This window comes from Salinispira sp. (assembly GCF_059431795.1).
The window spans coordinates 37037-56251 of the sequence record NZ_JBXWXS010000016.1 but is presented as its reverse complement, the minus strand read 5'-3'; the positions used below and the strand labels follow the sequence as shown (position 1 = coordinate 56251).

Below are 19215 nucleotides of genomic sequence, written 5' to 3'. Positions count from 1 at the left end.
GGTTCTAACCTCTTTCTTTCAAATTGTTTTGGCCGAGCAGTGTATGTTGAATTGAAATCGCATTTCTGATCGATGCAATTATTCCACCTCGAGAAGCAGGGATGCTCCCTGTCCACCGCCGATGCAGAGTGTGGCAAGGCCTTTCTGTTTACCCTGTCGTCGCAGTTCCCGCAGCGTGTGTACGGTAATTCTGGTACCGGTGGTTCCCACCGGGTGACCTAACGCGATGGCTCCACCCTGGAGATTCATCTTATTTCGGTCGATGTCTCCCAACGCTTCATCCATGCCCAGGTACTTTGAGGCGAACTCTTTGCTGGCAAAGGCCCGCTCGTTTGCAATGATCTGGGCGGCGAAGGCTTCGTTCATCTCTATATAATCAATTTCGGATAATTTGGTTCCGGTCTTCTGAAAGAGTTTGGCCGTGGCATATGTGGGGCCGAGACCCATCCGCTCCGGTTCTAACCCCGCGTACGCCCAGTCTTTGATGTAGCCTAGAGGGGTGAGTCCTCGCTTTTTCGCATCTTTTTCCCGCATGAGGATAACTGCCGCTGCACCGTCGGTAATCGGGCAGGAATTTCCAACGGTAACCGTTCCGTTTTTCTTATCGAAGTAGGGTCTGAGTTTTCCCAGGGCCTTCATGCTCTGGCTCTCCCGGGGCCCCACATCCTGATCCACTATGCTGCTGTACTCAGGCATGAGGGGCATGGGGATAATCTCCCCTTCAAGCTGGTTTTCTCTGGCTGCCTGGACCGCCCGCTGATGACTCAGGAGGGCCAGTTCATCCTGCTCTTTTCGGCTGATGGAGAACTCCTTGGCCAGGTTTTCAGCGGTGAGCCCCATTATGAGACCGCTTACCGGATCGGTCAGACCGTGAATTACTCCGATTTCCGGTCGAAGCATGCTCATCCTGAATGAGAAGAGGGCTTTCAGCTTTTGGCCGAAGGTCTTGGAAGCGGAAAGCCGGTTCATGAAGGCGGTGTACTCTTTATTGAACATCAGGGGAATATTGGACATGCTCTCGGTTCCACCGGCTAAATATATATCACCCTCACCGGTGAGCAGCTTGCTTGCCGCCGTTGTGATGCTCTCCATACCGCTGGCACAGTTACGGTGAACCGTGTACGCCGGGGTCGAATTGGGCATTCCTGCCTTCAGAGCAATTACCCTGGCAATATTGGCTGCGTGTGCGGGCTGGGCCACATTGCCGATAATCACCTCATCGAACTCTTCCGGTTCGATGCTGTTCCGCTCAAGAAGCTGGCGGACGATGAATGCACCCATATCGTCCGCCTGGGTGTTTTTCAGAACTGTTCCTGCTTTTGCCATTGGTGTTCTGATTCCATCTACAATGGCAATTCGTTCATGAGATCGATTCATAGAATTCTCCTATTTATGCAGATCTTGGCTGTTTATTTCCAGGAGAGAGGCGTCTTATACATATCCTCAATTAGGTCTCCGTATTTCTTTTCGATGGCGAAGCGCCGCACTTTCATGGTTGGGGTGAGCTCTCCCTCTTCGATGCTGGCCTCACTGTGAATAATCCGGAAGTCTGCGATATGCTCACAATGATGATGATGTTTATTCATATCCTGCAAATAATCGTGAATCTGCTGGCGGAAATACTCACTGTCCAGAAATTCATCATCCTTTACATCTTCCATTCCCGCCTCGGATTTTAGAGCCGGAAGCTTTTCATACTCGGGAAAAATGAGTGCGGTTACAAATGTCCGGTTATCCGCAACCACCACGGCGGTATCGATTCCGGGCATTTGCACAAGTTCCTGCTCAAGGGGTACCGGGGGGACGTATTCACCGGTGGATTTCTTGAATAGCTCTTTTTTCCGTCCGGTGATGGTCAGGTACCCGTCTTCAAAGCTGCCCAAATCTCCGGTATGGAGCCAGCCTTCCTCATCTATCATTTCCGCGGTGGCATCCGGCCGGTTGTGGTACCCCTGCATAATATTGGGACCCTTGGCCAGAACTTCCCCTTCCTCGGTAACCTTTACTTCTACGCCCGGGAAGAGGGGCCCAACGGATCCGATTTTTCTGTGACCAGGATAGTTTACCGCAATAACCGGGCTGGCTTCAGTGAGACCATATCCTTCGTACACCTGAATTCCGCAGTTCACGAAAAAAGATGCGATTTCCGGTGCAAGTTTTGCGGATCCTGAAATGGCGATCCGCAGCTGACCGCCCATGGCAGCCCGGAATTTCTTGTACAGCAGTTTGTCAAACACCAGCCCCATGGGACCCCGTGCAGCGCGGCCGGGCTTTCGCTTTTCTGCGCGCACAAACCCGGTTTTGGCTATGGCACCGGCAATACCGGTTTTTTCGATGGCTCCTTCCCGCATTTTCATGTACACTTTTTCCAGTATTCTGGGTACCACAGTCATGATGGTGGGGCTGATTGCCTTGGCATAGACTCCCAGCATTTTCGGATCGTCGGCAAAATATACGGGGAGACCCGATGAAATATAAAAGTACATCACCATCCGTTCAAAAATATGTGCAAGGGGGAGGGCGGAAAGTACCCGGTCGCCGGGAATTGTCTGGAATCGCTGGGAGCTGGCGTACACTTGACTGATAATATTTTTATGGCTCAGTTTTACCCCCTTGGGCAAACCTGTGCTTCCGCTGGTGTATATAATCGTGGCAAGGTGATCTTCCTTGATCTTCGATGCCATGGTATCGAAGAGTTGGGGGTTCTCCGAATCCATTGCTCTCCCTTTGGTAATCAATGCGTTAAAACGCTCGTTCGGGAAGCTCTTTCCAAAGGTGATCTGTTCTTTCAAATGTTTATGGGTTGCTTTAATGTGGGGTAGTTCCTCAAGGTTCCCGATAAACATATATTTCATTTTTGAGTCGGAAATCTCATGAGTCAGGCTCTCAATGCTGATTTTTTTGAACAGGGGAACGCTTACTGCGCCCAGGCTTACCGTGGCAAGATCCAGAATGATCCATTCCGGGGAAGACGGAGCGAGTATTCCCACACTGTCTCCTTCTTTTACCCCCATGTCACTCATTCCAAGGGCAAGCCACCGAACCTGATTTCGAAAATGTTCGCTTGAGTAGGTTCTCCATGAGTCTCCTTCAGGATACATCAATGCATTTTCCAGCTTGAATTGGGTGGTGGCATGGGTGAAAAGTTCTGGAAGGGTTGTAAACGTTCGATTCATATAGTCCTCCGAATAATGAATTGCTGTTCAGTAATTAAATCTTACAACCACACTCAGGATTTAGCAAGAAAAAAATGAACGGCAATTCAGTAAAGACGTTCAACAGATTCCTGACTTCCAGGTATGAAGATGAAGAGGCGGATACAAAACTTCCTCTTCTTTTTCTGCATCCTATGCACTATTATTGGAATGTGCCCATGAATTTGTTCCAACGGTTTGCATTCTCATTTCAGCGTTTTCTCAGATACCAGGGCCTTTCCAGCACCCTGCCCATGTTCATTCGGGGGAAAATTCTGCTCATCCATATCATGGGTCTTCTCGGTCTTGGTGTTTTTCTTCCCGTGGCTGTGTCCGTGGCCGTGTCAGGCGCATATCTGGCTTCGGCAGTTCTTATATTCGCAACCCTGGGACAGATTACCGCTCTCTTGATCTATCATCGGGGAAACAGACTCGATGCCAGCATCCAGGTCTCGGCATTGAGTGTTATTCTTGCCCTTACATATGCTCTGATCACCGGAGGATTTAACGGATACGGGGTACTCTATATTTTTCTCGGCCCCATTATCCTGTTCTATTTTTTGAATATCCGCTGGGCGCTTTTGACCCATGCACTTTTTACTGTGCTGTTTCTTTTTGCCATTGCATTCCCTCAGGCACCCATTCGACAACATCTTGATGCAGAATTTCTTCTCAGGGTGTTCCTGCTGTACATACTCATCAGTTCGCTCACCGGTTCTGTGGTGTACGGATTTAAAAAAACAACTTCCAGACTGGAGGCTGTGGCGTACTACGATGATCTCACCGGTCTTCCAAACCGCCACTACATCAGAACCCTTTTGAATGAAACAGCCAGAAGAAGCAGGATGAAGGGAAAACCGTTCATCACATTGTTTATTTCTATCCACCGATTCAGACAAATTAACGATAATCACGGCTATACCGCTGGAGATGAGATTCTCCGGCTTTTTGCCCGGCGCTGCGAAACACTAATTCCCAAAGACGGATTTCTGGGAAGGTTCGGCGGAACGGATTTCATTCTTTCATTTCCTTCAGGGGGTGCAGATCCCCAGGCGGTGGCGGAGATGCTTCATCAGCATGCACTGAAAGGCTTTCTTCTCATGAATCAGTCAATCCGCATGAGTCTGAATATCAGCTATACGTCCTTTGGGGCCAAATCTCCGCAAAGAGAACCTAAAACAGAGACCGGAAAAAATTCCCGGTCAAATAGCGGCACAGCTGCCGAAACAGCTGCCAGAACTAATGCCGAGAAAACAGACGGAAGAAAGGGGAAGAGAGGCAAAAAGGGGGGCAGAATCAAGGGGGTTTTTCAGGGACCGAAGGTGGGTACCGACCCTGCGGAAACGATCATACGTAATCTTGAACTCGCACTTTCTGTGAGCAAAGACCGGGGCGGAGGGACCACCATACGCTACGATGAACGGGGCCATGAGGATATCAGAAAGCGCTACCGGCTGGCCGAAGAGCTGAGAAATGCCGTGGCAAGCGAGGAATTGAAGGTTTTCTACCAACCCATAATCGAAGCAAGAAGTTCAAAGGTCACAAAGGTGGAAGTTCTGGCCCGGTGGTTTTCCCCGGAGTTCGGCGAGGTTTCACCCGAGGTTTTTATTCCTCTGGCGGAAGAAATCGGAATCATTGCCGAGCTTTCAGAGTATCTTTTTCGGATAGCTGCATCTGACATTCTTGAACTGAGAAATCTGAATCACGGCAGTGAAAACCGTCTTACCCTCTCATTCAATATCAGCCCCGTGAACCTTCACAGCCAGAATTTTATTCCGGTGATCAGTAATATTCTGGCCCAAACATCCGCTGATATGTCACAGCTTGAGCTGGAAATTACCGAATCTATGCTGATTGAAGATAACGAGATGGTTCGGCAAAACCTGACCCTTTTAAAAAATATGGGAATACGCCTTTCCCTGGATGATTTCGGCACAGGTTACAGCAGTTTGAGCTATCTTCACCGCTTCAATATTGATACTCTGAAGATCGACAGAAGTTTCATCGCCTCCATTTACGAAAGCACCCATTCCCGGGAAATTATTCGGGCGATCCTTGCCATGTCCTCCAGCCTGGGCATGGAAACGGTGGCTGAAGGTGTGGAATACAGCGAACAGGAACGGCTGCTTCGGGAACTGGGGGTTAGTCACATTCAGGGCTTTCTTCATGCCCGCCCAATGGACCGGACTGCCCTACGTAGCTGGCTTTCAATGTGGAACCGTGAGTCCTTCGAGAGACGCAAGGGATAAGGCGGATACGGGCTGGGGTTCTTCATGCCGTTATTTTTCGGGGGAAATGTGAAACGTATATTGGAGCATGCCGGGAAGCTCTTCCGGAAGGACCACCTTGGGGTTAGACATCCGTATGTGAAGGTTATGGCCCTTGGTCTCCCGCTATTGTTCGGCAGGCTTACCCACTATTTGCATCAGATTGTGGACAGCGCAATGCTGGGCCACTTCGGCGAAGATAGCTTTGAGCTTGCGGCTATCGGTATAGCCGGTTTGTTCACATGGATGCTGAACACCTTCCTGTGGCCTCTCTCCAATGGCATTCAGGCTATCACCGCCAGACGATACGGACGGCAGGATCATCTCAGTACCGATTCACGTTTTGTAACCGGGGAAGCCCTGGATAACGGCATAATTACCGCATTGCTTTCCGCCTCCCTTGCCATCGCTGCAAGTTTTTTCGCACGCCCTCTGCTGTCTTTGATGATCGGAACCCCTGAAATTCTTGAATTGAGTCTTCAGTACATCTCCATTATGCGCTTCGCCCTTATTCCCACCGGGATCTTTTTCGCAGTCCAGGGATTTTTCTCGGCCATTAACAAGACTTCATACGTTATGTGGTCGGGTATTCTCAGCAATGTGCTGAATATCATTCTGAATTATATCTTTATATTCGGGAAACTGGGCCTTCCATCCATGGGGATCCGGGGTGCAGCCCTGGGTACGGTTTTCGCATTCAGCTTTGCCGCCATGTTCCTTATTCTGATCGTATTTTTCAGAGGATATGGCCTCAAATACCGATTGTTCAGCTTTAAGCATCTGAGTACACGGCTTCAACGAGATATCGTGAGGGTTGCCCTTCCTCCGGCCGTACAGAATATCATTGCCCTGGGAATATTCATGACCTATCAAGCCATTATTGAAGATTATTCCCCCCTCTATTTGGCGGCAACCCATGCGGTATTCTCCTTTTACCGTTTGAATAAGACCATCATCGGGGGCTTTGCCCGGAGCGCGGGTATTCTCGCCGGTAATGCGCTGGGCCGTGGGGAAAGGGAATTGGCCGGGAAATACATTTCGGCTTCGGGAATTGTGGCAGGGGGAATTGCCGTATTGGTTGCCGGCCTTACCTTTGCTCTACGCTACTCTATTGCGGGGATTTTCACTTCCGACCCCTCCACTGTGGCTGCCATCAGTACGGCATTGGCCTTTTTTCTTCCGTTTTACTTCATAGAATCCTTGGGGTATTCCTTTGAAATGGTGTTTATTTCAAACGGGTATGGTAGATATGTGCTCGCCAGCGAGTTTTCCACCAATGTTGTGTTCATTTTAGGATCCACCCTGCTTATGCGCTTTCTCTTTCCGGAAAACATTCACCTGGCGTGGTTGAGCTTCGGTTTGTATCAGATATTTCATGCGGGAATTATGTTTGCCGGGTTTCTCAAAGGGCGCTGGCTTGATGTGGAGGTGGAAAGCAGCTGATGCCGGGACTCAGGGGATTGGGGAGAGATTCTTGGCCCCCGGTATACAAAGGTCGGCTTTGCATACAGCGGGTTAGTTTCAATCCCGGGGATTAAGCCGCTGAATCAGTCCGAACACCCCGTAGAGTAGATGGGCTGCAGTATAGTTCCAGGCATGCCCCTGAGCCATAGGCGCAAGCTCCACCATATCCAGCCCTACAACATGCCGCTGAGAAATAATCGAAGAGAGAAGGTCCATTGTCTGATACCAACCCAGTCCACCGGGCACCGGCGTTCCGGTTGCCGGCATGATTGAGGGATCCAGACCGTCCAGGTCGATACTCACATACAGAAGTTCGGGAAAATCTTCGGGTAGACGGATGTAGCGGATATCCTGTTCAATGAGTTCCCGGGCGTCATAGTAGACGATTTGCCGAGAGGTCTCCCGATAATCCCTTTCCTCCCGGCAAAGGGCTCTGACTCCCAATTGAAGAATGGGCATCCCCTGATCGGCAAGCCTCCGCATTACCGACGCATGAGACCAAACCCTGCCCTCATAGGCAAGACGAAGATCTGCATGGGCGTCGATTTGCACAATACCGATGTTCCCCGGGGCAAAATGCCGTTTCAGCGCCTGGAGCGGGGCGTAGCTGATGCTGTGTTCCCCGCCGAGGGTTACCGGAATGGCCGAGGTTTCCAGCACCTGTTTTATACGCCCTGCCGCTTCTTCAAAACAGATCTGAACATCTTCGTCCCCGGGGCTGTTCGCTGCGGGTACCTGAAGATTTCCATGGGTAAAAATTCCTTCCTCTCCGGGAAAACTGATTCCGTCATAGAGCTCCAATTGCTGACTTGCTTCAATGATGGCTTCCGGACCCCTGCGGGTGCCACCTTCATAGGAGACAGAGGCTTCGAACGGGAAGGGCAGAATATGAAATCGACTCTCAATGGGGGATGGCCGACCGATTTCGCTTTCCAGAAAAAATTCACCGCCGTATTCGCTGAAATCTGTGTTGGCTGAACTGTTTGCCGAATCCTGCTTCATATTTCCTCCTCTTCCATGACTGCTTCGATGACAGCTTCTATGACAGCCTGGATCGGAAATCGTGGTAGCCGAATTCCCTGATCAGCTCATACCGTCCATTGTCGCTGTCATAGGTACAGATGGCGGGAAGGGGAATGCCGTTGAATGTGGTGGTCTTAACCATGGTGTAATGGGCCATGTCATCGAACATCAGTCTCTGCCCCCTTTCGAGGGGGGCGGGAAAGCTGTAGTCCCCGATTACATCCCCCGCCAGACAGGTCTGGCCTCCCAGGCGGTAGAGATGGGGGAAGCTTCCCGGAGCACCAGCGCCGAGGATCTCCGGGCGATAGGGCATCTCCAGCACATCGGGCATATGGCAGGTGACTGAGGTATCCAGAATGGCCAGGTTCATTGAGTTCACCGGAGTATCCAGCACGGTGCTTACCAAAATACCGCTGTGGATGGCAATGGCCTCTCCGGGTTCGAGATACACCTCCAGTCCGTATGTTTCTGCCAGTTCCCTGATAATCCGGACGAGCAGGGGGCGGTTATAGTTCTTTTTGCTGATGTGATGCCCTCCGCCAAGATTTATCCACTTCAGGTTCTTGAGGATATCCCCGTACCTGGCGCTTACCACCTTGAGGGTTCGCTCCAGGGGTTCTGCACCCTGTTCACAAAGGCTGTGGAAATGCAGGCCGCTCAACCCCTCCATAAGATCTCTGCGGAATTCAGAATGCACCACTCCCATACGGCTGTAGGGGGCGCATGGATCATACAGTTCAACGCTTCCTTCACTGTGCTCCGGGTTAATCCGGATACCGAATTTCAGCTGAGAACGGGATTCCCGGGCCTTCATACAAGCCGCCCGGTGATGTTGCCACTCGCTGAAGGAATTGAAAATAATGTGGTCGGCGGTTTCCAAAAGAAGTTGCATTTCTTCATCCTTGAACGCAGGAGCGTACACATGCACCTCTGAGCCAAATTCCTCCCTGCCCAAACGGGCCTCGTGCACCGAACTTGCCGTGGTCCCCTTCAGAACACGCGAAATTTCCGGTGCAAGGCTGAACATACTGAATCCCTTCAGGGCAAGAAGAATTTTTGCCCCGCTTTCGGTCATAACTTTATCTAATATTCCCAGATTGTGGCGTATGGCCGCCTTGTCTACCACATATGCCGGGGATGGAACCCTATGTGGGTCAAATCCACTGAAGGGCTCAAATCCGTTGTCCCGTATCATTCCCTTACCTTCCAGGGAAGTCCATGAAGCTTCAGTTCATCCATAAACGGATCCGGATCAAACTGTTCCATGTTCCACACCCCCGGTTTGTGCCAGTGTTTCTCCAGCATCATTTTGGCACCGATCATTGCCGGCACGCCGGTGGTGTAGCTGATAGCCTGGCTCCTTACTTCCCGATACGCATCCTGATGGTCACAGAGATTATAGATATAGACTTCCCGTTCCCTGCCGTCCTTCAGGCCCTTCAGCACCGTGCCGATGCAGGTTTTTCCTTTGGTGTCCGGTCCGAGACTGGACGGTTCGGGAAGCACCGCCTTAAGAAACTGCAGAGGAACTATTTTCTGGCCGTTGAAATCAACTTCATCAATTCTGGTCATTCCCACATTCTGGAGAACTTCAAGGTGCTTAAGGTAATTATCTGAAAAGCTCATCCAGAACTGGGCTTTCTGAAGCTGGGGGTAGTGGCGGGTCAGGGATTCCAGTTCTTCGTGGTACATGCGGTAGATGGTGTACCGGCCCACGTTTTCGGGACATGTGAACTCACGGGACATGGACATTGCCGGAGTCTCTACCAGCTCAGAGTTTTCATAATGTCTGCAGGGTGCACTCACCTCCCGGATATTAATTTCCGGGTTGAAATTGGTAGCGAAGGGTTTTCCATGATCCCCACCGTTTACATCGATTATATCCAACTGGGTAAGCTGGTCAAAATAATGCTTTGCGCCGTATGCGGTGAATACATTGGTTACCCCCGGATCGAATCCGCTGCCAAGCAGGGCCATAATACCTTTTTTTTCGAAACGTTCCGTATAATCCCATTGCCATTTGTATTCGAACTTTGCCGTCTCTTTGGGCTCATAATTGGCGGTATCCAGGTAGTCCACTCCGGTTTCCAGACAGGCATCCATAATGGGAAGATCCTGATAGGGAAGGGCGATGTTCATTACCAGGTCGGGCTGAACATCATTGATCAATTTCACCGTCTGTGACACATCATCCGCATCCAGGGCTGCGGTCCGGATAGTTCTGCCGTGCATCTGTTCAATTTGCCGGGCTATGGAATCGCATTTGGATTTGGTCCGGCTTGCAAGGGTGATCTCTCCGAAAATATGGGAATTCATTGCACATTTGTGGGCCACAACCTGTCCCACGCCGCCGGCGCCGATAATCAGTACTCTCTTGCTCATGGTTGGTCTCCTCAAGCGGGCAGCTGAGGCCGCCCCGGGTTCAATATTTGCGTGCTATCTTTCAAAATACGTGTAGCCGCGCATGCTGGTTTCATAACTTTCCACGATGGTTTTCCGCTGCTGCACACTGATTTTTCCTGACCGGACCGCCTGTTCGGCTTTTTTCCGGAACAGATTCTGTACGTCCTTGGGGTCGTATTCCACATAGCTGATCACCTCGGCTACGCTGTCACCTTCAATCTCCCTGAGGATATCAAAGCTTCCATCCTCCTGTATCCTAATAGATACGATGTTTGTATCTCCCAGAAGGTTATGGAGATCTCCGAGGGTTTCCTGATACGCCCCCACCAGGAAAATTCCCAGGTAGTATTCCTCATGATCCGTTAATTCGTGGAGGGAGATGGTGTGCTTTACATCGTGCAGGTCGGCAAACTTATCAATTTTACCGTCTGAATCGCAGGTAATATCTCCGATAATCGCCTGACGGTCGGGTTTTTCCCGGTGGCGGTGAATGGGGATAATGGGAAATATTTGGTCGATGGCCCAGGCATCCGGGAGGCTTTGAAATACGCTGAAATTGCAGTAGTAAATATCGTAGAGGGCCTGATCCAGGCCTTGAAGTTCCTTGGGTACCCGCTTCAGCTTTCCCAGGTTTGCTGAGATCTCTTCAATTACCTGTAGGAAGATATTCTCCCCCAGTGCCCGGTGGCGAAGACTGATCTGGCCGTGTTTGAACCGTTCCCGGATTTCACTGCGATAGTAGAGGGCATCGTTATAGCACTCCTGCATGTTTTTCAGGTTCATATAGCCCGGAATCTCCCATAAATTACTGAGCATCTCATCTGCATCTTCCGGTAGCTGTTCCGGTAGGGGGCGTGATTCCAGCCTGGTAACATCCAGGACGTTAAACAGAAGCACAGAGGCGTAGGCGACCGTGGCGCGCCCGGATTCGGTAACGATATTCGGGTGGGGTACCTCATGCTCATCCAACACAGCCCGCAGGCCCTCCACAATATCCGTACAGTATTCCCCCAGCGTATAGTTCTTGCTGTGAATATAATTGGTTTGACTTCCGTCGTAGTCAACGGCCAGGCCGCCGCCCAGGTCCAGATACCCCATCTGAGCCCCTTCATGGACCAGTTCGGTGTAGAATCTCGCCGTTTCCTGCACTGCATTCCGGATATCCCGGATGTTGGGTATCTGGCTTCCCAGATGATAGTGAAGCAGCTGTAAACAGGAGAGCATATCTTCAGCTTTTAAAAGGTCTATTATATCGATGATTTCCGAGGTGGTCAGACCGAATAGACTGTTATCCCCTCCGCTGTCCTGCCAGTGCCCGCCGGCCCGGCTCGAGAGTTTCAGGCGTACTCCGATTTGGGGTAGAATGCCCAGCATCTTGCTCCGTTCCATAAGAATTGGAAGTTCGCTGGGGGTCTCTATTACGAAAAAGCATTTATAGCCCATCTGGGTGGCATACAGCCCCATATCGAAAAACTCTGCATCCTTGTAGCCATTGCAGATAATCAGGCTTTCAGTGGAAGGGATCATTGCCAGGGCCACCACCAATTCAGCCTTGCTTCCTGCTTCCAGACCATGGTGATACTTTTCTCCGAACCGGGCTATTTCCTCGATCACCTGCTGTTGCTGGTTAACCTTAATGGGAAACACGCCCCGATAACTGCCCTGGTAGCCCCCTTCTTTAATCGCCTTTCGGAACTGGGTGTTCAGAAGGGTGATCTGGTTATCAAGGAGATTCTCCAGGCGCAGAAGTACGGGCATCTGGGTCCCCCGCTGGGTCAATCCCGATACGATATCCATCAGGCTCACTTCCACTTTCTTCCCGTTCACCGTGGTTTTTACGATCACCTCCCCTTCAGGGTTAATATCGAAATACCCGGCCCCCCATTCTTTAATGCCGTAAAGGTTGGCTGAGTCGCTGCTTGTCCATTTTGATAGAAGGTCTTTTGCCATAGGTTGCCGCCTCTGATAGGTTCACCGCTACTCCATGCTAAACGTACCCATGAAGGAATCCAGAAGTAAAACTGAAATAGTCAGATGCTGTCAATCTCAGCCTGAAGGGTTTTTCTGATAAAATGATATATTTTTCCCTTCACTTCCCGGTCGATGCTGCTGAACATGATCACTGAGATTACATCCTGTCCCTCTTCGCTTCGCTTACCCATCAGTTTTCCTGAGGCATGGATAAGTGCTCCCCGGAGGGACAGCTGCATATCGTCGAACTCGGTGCCGTTTTCGGGAGTTGTATCCAGTACGCATGCGAATCCTGCGGAGCTGATATCCAGGATCTCTCCCCGGAAATTCTCTTGGTGACTTCGTATGTTCAGGCTGGCTTTTCCAGGCTTACACGTGACGCGCACAAATTTTCTGTCGCCCTTTGCCTCATTGGCGGCGAGGGCTTTCAGGACAATCTTGGCACTCTCGGTAAGCCCGAGCTTGAGCTGGATGAATCCGCATTGGACACCGATATCAATGAGGTATTTCTGCGCCAGTTCTTTATTGGGATTATATACCATCACGCCCACACGGCTGTCATGGACAGAATTGCCCTGGACAATATTTCGAATAAAGACCTCCCAGTCATCCTGGGAAAGCTGCTCCTCGATATTTACAAAGAGAATGGATGACGGAAACTCGCTGAGTAGACGGAGGGCTCTTTGGTGATCGTTGAGAACCGCCACCTCAAACTCAGATTGGATAAGCAGGTCGATCATCTGTCCCTGCACTACCGAGTGGGGATACAGAAAGAACACTTTTTTCGCCACATTTCTCATATATACTGATTATGGAACAGATTGGCTGAGGTTGCCAGTCTGTATTTCCTCAAAAAGACTTTATTTATTCTCTCCGCTCCACTAAGGTATAGGAGGGAGAATTCTGAAATGCAGCAATCTTCAATATTATATGATCTGGTGCGTACCACCAATGTTCTCAGCGGGGACATGAGCAGGAAGTCCGTCAGCAGGGGACTAGTTGAACAGGCTCTGGATGTAACCCGTTCGGATGCCGCCGCTTTGTATATTCTCTCGCCAGAAAGCAAGGAGCAGCGAGAACTGCCTCTTCTGCATCGTCGGGGACGCTATGAGCTGCCTCAAAACCTTGCTCTTTCCGGGGAGAGCGTGGATTTTCTGCTGGACAGCAGAGAAACGCTGGTAATAAACAGTCCCGGAGGCCCGTTTTTCGCAGATGTTTATCTTCATCCAGAGATGAAGTCGGCAATTGCCTCCCCTCTTGTGAGCAGAAACCAGGTGATGGGACTTCTTTTTCTGAACTCAAGACATCCGGAGCATTATGGTGCTGCGCGGCTTTCCTTTATAGATTCCTTCAATAAAATGGCCAGCGGAATGCTTCAAAACATCGATCTCTTCCAGGAACTCAAGGATCGGTTGAAAGAAATTGAAGGATTGCACCGCTATCAAACCAATGTGTTCACCTCAATGACGAATTTGTTGGTAACCAGCGATTCAGAAGGCAGGCTGAAATATTTCAATCCCTCCGCAGGCGATAGTTTTGGAATTCGCCAGGAAGATGTGGGCAGACCCATGGATGAACTGTTTCTCCGGCATCTCAGCCGGAAGGTTCGCAACCAGGTGAAAAAGGTGAGCGAAAGCGGGAAGCCGGTGCTGGGCTTGGAAGGCGTGTACGCGGTGGATGACAAAGAGATGGATTATTCCCTGAATATCGCCCCTCTGAAAACCAGCAGGGGAAGTATCGAAGGCTTAACCTATCTTTTCACCGATCAAACCCAGGAACAGGCCCTGAAATCCCAGATGGAAAGTGCGGTGGAAGAACGCCGGGTGGTAAAAGATATGTTCAGCCGATATCTTTCCACAGATATCGTTCATCAGCTCATGGAGCATCCGGATAATGTACGGCTGGGTGGAGAAAAAAAAGAGGCCACCATTTTTTTTGCCGATATTACCGGGTACACCTCATTTTCCGAGGGGAAGGATCCGGAGTATGTGGTTGAAGTGCTTAACGAATTTTTCTCCGTGAGTCTGGAAGTGGTAATAAAATTCGGGGGCTATATCGATAAGCTGATCGGTGATTGTATCATGGCCGCTTTTGGAGTCCCCATGGGCAAGGGAGATCATGATGCCATTAACGCGGTGTCCTGCGCCGTGGAGATCCAGGAGCTGATTCAGGAAGAGAAACGGAAGTTTTTTACAGGAGAGGCCAGTCATCTCCGGGTGAGTATCGGGATGAATTCCGGACCTGTGGTGGTTGGGAACCTGGGCAGCAACAGACGAATGGATTATTCGGTAATCAGCGATACGGTAAATGTTGCAGCCCGCCTTGAGGGGGTTGCCACTGCCAATGATATTATTATCTCATCTCACACCCGTGACATTGTGGGAGACAGGTTTCATCTGAAAGAGCTGAAACCGGTCTCCGTGAAGGGAAAAAAAGAGCCCATACCCATCTTTAATGTGTTGGGAATCAAGCGTTAGATCAGACCTGAAAACGTAAACGAACGTTGTTTGAAATCATACCAGGGGGAAGAACATGTCCGTCCTTACAGAATTATTTAACCGGTTGCCGGTATGGCTGTGGATCATCATCGCCGCCGGCCTGGTGCTTATTATGGCAGCAATTTTACTGCATCGGATACTGCGGCGAAGGCGGTTTAAAGCTGAAGTCCATCGGGCGGTGAAAAACAAGACTCCGTTCGTCCGGAAGTTCAGCACCCATTATCTTAAAGTGAAATCCAAGGTCCTTGTGCAGATGGCCAGAGAAAATCAAAGCTCCGGTGTAATACGATTCTCAGGTCTGGACCGGATATGGTTACAGGATTACCGCAGCCGCCGCAAAGAGAAAATACTGAAATACATACTCGAGTTTGTACCCGAGGGGAATTTGTTCCCCGTGCTGGTAACGGCAGTTGAAAATCAGAAAGTTCAACATCAGCAGCTCATTAAGGAACGAGTTGACGAACTCGGCATGCGGCTCCTTGCTCTCGCCTGCAGCGGAGAGACATTCCCTGCAGCAGAAATACTGGATTTGTTCAGAGACTCTGTGGATCAATTTCGGGAGATCGGCGGCGATCCCGAGTGGAAGGCAAGATTTTTTGCAGTGAGTGTTCTGCTTCATGACGGGTCCGACAGATCCACAAAAGTATTGGAAGAAAGCTTCAGAGATTCCCACCCTCTTATACGGAAAACCGTAATTCAGGATATTCAGGCAGACCGGATTGAAGAATTATACAGCAGGCTCGAATCGTCGTTGGTTCATGATGCTGCGTTTGAAGTGAGGGAAGCAGCCTGGAACCGAATCCAAAGAGATTTTTCCCGGCAATACACCGTGGACCCCGCAAGTCTGGGAACCGTTGAAGCCTTTCATGTTCTCGATTTTCTCGATTCCCGTCGGGAGGACCATATCAATCTTGCCATAGAACTGCTGGATAGCAAGAATCTGGAGCTGCGTCACCCTGCGGCAGCTTTTCTGGATCGAATCGGATGGCTGAAACAGACCCTGAATGAAGCCGACCCGGCGGATAAAAAAGATCTGCAGCGGCGGGAGAGACTGCTCGCAAAAGCTGCTGAGGTACAGGTGTGGGATTTTCTGTATCAAACCGGCACCAAACCGGCAAGCCTCTACTTAGCCTTAAAGCTGCTTGAACAAAGCGGTGACCGCTTGATTATTCCCCCCCTTGCCGAGCGGGGATTCAACAACATCAACGGTGAACATTCTCTTGTGTGGGAACAGGGAATTCGGGTGTTGAACTTACGCCCCAGCGACAGCGGAACGGCTCTGTTTGTGAAAGAGCTGGACCGTCACCGATACGATTCGGGGAAGGTGTCATTCATTTTAACCCATCTGGATATTAGGGATGACAAGCGGGTTGTGGAGATGCTCCTTAATCTGCTGCTTGACCCATCTTTCACCGAGCATGATGCTTTGAGAAAGGCGTTTTCCAAGCTGAAAACCGGAACCGTGCTCTCCCGGCTGAAGGAGATCCTCAGATCGGAGCGGGGTGAATATTCCCATTCAATCAGAATTACTGCATTGAAAATTATTGCGGATTACGGCCACCCGTACCTGGTACAGATGATCCTGGAGCAGCTCCCCACTATTCCTGCGGATCAGGCTGCGGATTTCACCCGTGTGCTGCATCATTATGCGGGGAAGGAATTTTCCTCAAGGATTGATGACCTTCTCGCCCAGCCGGACGGTAAAATCCGTGCGGCGGTTATCGCAAGCATCCCCGGGGAGGAAAAGAAGCGTATTTCCAAGGAGATCCGCGGGGCATTAAAAGATGCGGAGCCGGATGTAAGGATTTCCGCTCTCCGGGCTTTGGTGGATCTGGGCGATACCCGCACCATCAATCTTACAACCGATCTGCTTCGGGATCCTGTGGAGCGGGTACGGGAAGCCGCGGCGGATGCCATGGGTGTTCACGGCAGCGATTCAACCATCGATGAACTTAAAGGGGTCATTGAGGATCCAAACGAGGTTATCCCGGTACAAGAAGCGGGAGTACGGGGCCTGGGCGCTTCCCAATCCACTACGGCCCTGGGAATTCTGGTTAGCCTTCTGGGTGGATTTCAGGAGAGCGATGAGCTGTTCGAACCGGTTATACAGGCCATATCCAACCGCAGCGATTCCAAGCGAATTGAAGCTCTTCTTGAGCATCTGAAGGATGCGGAACCTCAGCTGCGTGACCGCCTTGTACATTGTTTTGCCCGAATGGGCGGGGATGCGGAAGATGCCGTAAGAGATCTCCTGGAGCAGGACCTCGCCAGTTTAAAGCCACAGCTGGTGGATATTTTAGAGCAAACCGGGTATGTGGAAAAACATATTAGACTTCTCGGTGACCGGGATCCCAAGGTGCGCAGAGATGCGGCGGAATTTCTTGCAAAAGTGGGGAGTGTATCCAGTTTCCGTGGGATCGTGCTTGCCGCCAGAGATCCGGATGAGAATGTCCGGGTGATGGTTACCAAAGCCGTGGAATATCTTGCAGGCAAAGAGGGGCAGGAAATACTGTCTCGGCTCAGAGAGGATCCCCAACGAAGAGTGCGGAAATATACCGAATGGGCGCTGCAACGGCTTCATGCAAAGAATGTTGATGATTCATCCGGAACTTGAAGGTCAGCGGATGCATCATGAATGGAAAATTTCCGCTATACTGTAGGAGTATATGAGCGAAGAAAATTCAGTCTCCTCACATTCTTCCAGAAGACCCCCCCACGGCCTTCCGGATATCGTCAGGACCCGTCGTCGTCTGAAGCACCGTCCGGGGGATAATTCACTCCTCAATTACTTCCTGTTCGACTATTGGAAAATCCGCAAATTCGCCGCGAACACAGGGCTGATTGTGACTCTCCCTATCTTCCGTCTGCGAATAGCAGCCAAGCCTGTTCAGAATATGGAACAGAGCATCATCCAGGAGCTTACCATTCCTCTGACTGCCCGTTTAGGGGTAATCCTGGATTCGGCATGGAAATATGTGAACAAATACGAGTACAATCTGGTGGTTTTGGTTCACCATTTGTGCCGGGAAACCGAAAAGATCCGCTTTTTGAATGTCAATACCGGGAACAGACATAGTCTGGAAGGGTTGAAGCAACTGGAGCCCCAGCTGCTGGTCTATTACCATTCTCCCCGGCTGGTGAAAAAAACCCTGGAAGTACTATCTTATCTTCACGATCGGATGGAAGAAGTCAAATTTTCCCAGAGGGAAACCAGATCCCTTGTTGAACGGCTCATTCTGTTTAACCGCATGCAGCCATCCCTTTCTCAACTGGTTTTGGCGGCCAATATGCTTTCATGCCGACGATACTTAAGTATGAAAGATATTGTCAATCCGGTGGAAGAACCTCTGGTGAGCGAGTGGGAATTCGATGTAGATGAGAGCAGAACTGCGGCTATCAAATCCTATATTGACGGGCTCGATAAGAATCTCGCATCCGTCTATGCCGGTTACCGAAGCATGTACAGAATGCGCTATTTTCTCCCCAGGCTGGATCCCCAGACTCCTGACCTGTCCGAATTGCAGCGTTTTATTACCGGGATAACCGGGCCGGAACGGAAGGGCCGCTACAGCGATATTTACTCGAATATTCCGTCCTATGTACTGGATTTTTCCAATCTCTTTCAGCAGAATTTCGAGCCCCTGCTGTGTCGGCATGTGGTCACATCCGGATCCACCATGAGGCGGATTTTCAGCGAGCTTGTTTTCTCAGATTTTTTCAGCAGGCTGCGTTACAATGTGGATCAGCTCGAACGGATACGCACCCAGGTACCGTTTTTCCAAATACTCCGCTACATGGAGCTTACCAACAGTCGACGGCGTATTTCTTCCTATATTGAGCCCCCGGGGAGCAATGAAACCCAGCTTCTCAATTTTATTGCAGAAAATCTGAACATATTCAGCGGTATGAAAGACCGCCTGTTCTCGATTATTCATGTATTCGCCGATCTCCACGCTTCTCCCCGCAATCATGGCGGCGGTGTTTCCTCCGAAAATACTGGAAACGGTCCTGACCGGACCGCGGCCATCCGACAGCCGAGCGTTGACGCTTCGGCCGGGAGCCTTGAGGATTCCTCTGAAGATGTACGGGGACAGGCGACGGGGAATCTTGAAGCGCTTCGAAATCGTGAAGAAATAATCAGAGATGACAATTGGACCGGGGGAAAAACCATTCAGGAGGCACTGCGCTCAGCAATGATTCTTATTAATCTGTATCTTTATGAGATGCAGGAAGGTTCGGTATTGGCGGAGCTGGAAGAAGAGAGCAGTATGCGAAAGAAAATCCAGGAACTGCTAAATATGAGCTACCGCATCAGTACTCCTGATCAAATTGCCCGTCTCAAGCAAAAATATCCTTTGGATGACGGGGCGGAGGAGCCTGGCTGAAATGCCGTAA

At 50.4% G+C, this 19215-nt stretch carries 12 protein-coding genes; 5 read left to right on the top strand and 7 right to left on the bottom strand.

From position 1 onward, the window contains the following. Positions 1–78 precede the first annotated feature (78 nt). Together AC52PS_RS06670 and AC52PS_RS06665 are read right to left on the bottom strand one after the other, a co-directional pair. Positions 79–1377 (bottom strand): thiolase family protein, encoded by a 1299-nt coding sequence (locus AC52PS_RS06670; RefSeq protein WP_495562273.1) that lies wholly within the window; start codon positions 1375–1377, stop codon positions 79–81. A gap of 32 nt (positions 1378–1409) precedes the next feature. After that, positions 1410–3176 carry an AMP-dependent synthetase/ligase gene (locus AC52PS_RS06665; RefSeq protein ID WP_495562272.1) on the bottom strand — a complete coding sequence of 589 codons (1767 nt, stop codon included), beginning with the start codon at positions 3174–3176 and terminating at the stop codon, positions 1410–1412. A 74-nt stretch (positions 3177–3250) separates the two neighbouring features. On the opposite strand from AC52PS_RS06665, the gene AC52PS_RS06660 reads away from it, so the two are divergent. Both AC52PS_RS06660 and AC52PS_RS06655 read left to right on the top strand, forming a co-directional pair. Further along, positions 3251–5443 (top strand): putative bifunctional diguanylate cyclase/phosphodiesterase, encoded by a 2193-nt coding sequence (locus AC52PS_RS06660; RefSeq protein WP_495562271.1) that lies wholly within the window; start codon positions 3251–3253, stop codon positions 5441–5443. Between the two features lie 48 nt (positions 5444–5491). Then, on the top strand, positions 5492–6904 hold the full coding sequence (locus AC52PS_RS06655; protein ID WP_495562270.1) for an MATE family efflux transporter: 1413 nt from the start codon (positions 5492–5494) through the stop codon (positions 6902–6904). A gap of 78 nt (positions 6905–6982) precedes the next feature. Here the strand turns inward: AC52PS_RS06655 and speB are convergent, their stop codons facing one another. The 5 genes from speB to AC52PS_RS06630 all read right to left on the bottom strand — a co-directional run bounded on the left by speB (position 6983) and on the right by AC52PS_RS06630 (position 13122). Then, a complete protein-coding gene (speB, locus tag AC52PS_RS06650) occupies positions 6983–7927 on the bottom strand; it encodes an agmatinase (RefSeq protein ID WP_495562269.1) in 945 nt (314 codons plus the stop codon). A 37-nt stretch (positions 7928–7964) separates the two neighbouring features. Beyond that, positions 7965–9143, bottom strand: coding sequence for a carboxynorspermidine decarboxylase (gene nspC / locus AC52PS_RS06645; protein ID WP_495562268.1), 1179 nt, complete (start codon positions 9141–9143; stop codon positions 7965–7967). Further along, positions 9140–10330: a saccharopine dehydrogenase family protein gene (locus tag AC52PS_RS06640; protein ID WP_495562267.1), complete on the bottom strand. Its 1191-nt coding sequence runs from the start codon at positions 10328–10330 to the stop codon at positions 9140–9142. Before AC52PS_RS06640 ends, nspC begins: the two co-directional genes overlap by 4 nt. A 54-nt stretch (positions 10331–10384) precedes the next feature. After that, a complete protein-coding gene (gene speA, locus AC52PS_RS06635; RefSeq protein ID WP_495562266.1) occupies positions 10385–12301 on the bottom strand; it encodes a biosynthetic arginine decarboxylase in 1917 nt (638 codons plus the stop codon). Positions 12302–12381: 80 nt separating this feature from the next. Beyond that, positions 12382–13122, bottom strand: a complete 741-nt coding sequence (locus AC52PS_RS06630) for a PilZ domain-containing protein (RefSeq protein WP_495562265.1) — start codon at positions 13120–13122, stop codon at positions 12382–12384. Positions 13123–13230: 108 nt separating this feature from the next. On the opposite strand from AC52PS_RS06630, the gene AC52PS_RS06625 reads away from it, so the two are divergent. The 3 genes from AC52PS_RS06625 to AC52PS_RS06615 are packed head-to-tail and all read left to right on the top strand — an operon-like array spanning position 13231 to position 19205. Continuing rightward, entirely contained in the window at positions 13231–14799 is a 1569-nt protein-coding gene (locus AC52PS_RS06625) for an adenylate/guanylate cyclase domain-containing protein (RefSeq protein ID WP_495562264.1), read from the top strand. A 55-nt stretch (positions 14800–14854) separates the two neighbouring features. Continuing rightward, positions 14855–17434, top strand: a complete 2580-nt coding sequence (locus AC52PS_RS06620) for a HEAT repeat domain-containing protein (protein WP_495562263.1) — start codon at positions 14855–14857, stop codon at positions 17432–17434. A gap of 52 nt (positions 17435–17486) precedes the next feature. Then, positions 17487–19205: a hypothetical protein gene (locus AC52PS_RS06615; protein WP_495562262.1), complete on the top strand. Its 1719-nt coding sequence runs from the start codon at positions 17487–17489 to the stop codon at positions 19203–19205. Positions 19206–19215: the final 10 nt, after the last annotated feature.

Excerpts from the sequence above, each read along its gene's own strand:
- AC52PS_RS06620 (WP_495562263.1), top strand. The coding sequence starts at position 14,855 with ATGTCCGTCCTTACAGAATTATTTAACCGGTTGCCGGTATGGCTGTGG.
- AC52PS_RS06615 (WP_495562262.1), top strand. The coding sequence starts at position 17,487 with ATGAGCGAAGAAAATTCAGTCTCCTCACATTCTTCCAGAAGACCCCCC.
- speB (WP_495562269.1), bottom strand. The coding sequence starts at position 7,927 with ATGAAGCAGGATTCGGCAAACAGTTCAGCCAACACAGATTTCAGCGAA.
- nspC (WP_495562268.1), bottom strand. The coding sequence starts at position 9,143 with ATGATACGGGACAACGGATTTGAGCCCTTCAGTGGATTTGACCCACAT.
- AC52PS_RS06625 (WP_495562264.1), top strand. The coding sequence starts at position 13,231 with ATGCAGCAATCTTCAATATTATATGATCTGGTGCGTACCACCAATGTT.
- AC52PS_RS06630 (WP_495562265.1), bottom strand. The coding sequence starts at position 13,122 with ATGAGAAATGTGGCGAAAAAAGTGTTCTTTCTGTATCCCCACTCGGTA.
- AC52PS_RS06665 (WP_495562272.1), bottom strand. The coding sequence starts at position 3,176 with ATGAATCGAACGTTTACAACCCTTCCAGAACTTTTCACCCATGCCACC.
- speA (WP_495562266.1), bottom strand. The coding sequence starts at position 12,301 with ATGGCAAAAGACCTTCTATCAAAATGGACAAGCAGCGACTCAGCCAAC.
- AC52PS_RS06670 (WP_495562273.1), bottom strand. The coding sequence starts at position 1,377 with ATGAATCGATCTCATGAACGAATTGCCATTGTAGATGGAATCAGAACA.
- AC52PS_RS06640 (WP_495562267.1), bottom strand. The coding sequence starts at position 10,330 with ATGAGCAAGAGAGTACTGATTATCGGCGCCGGCGGCGTGGGACAGGTT.
- AC52PS_RS06660 (WP_495562271.1), top strand. The coding sequence starts at position 3,251 with ATGAACGGCAATTCAGTAAAGACGTTCAACAGATTCCTGACTTCCAGG.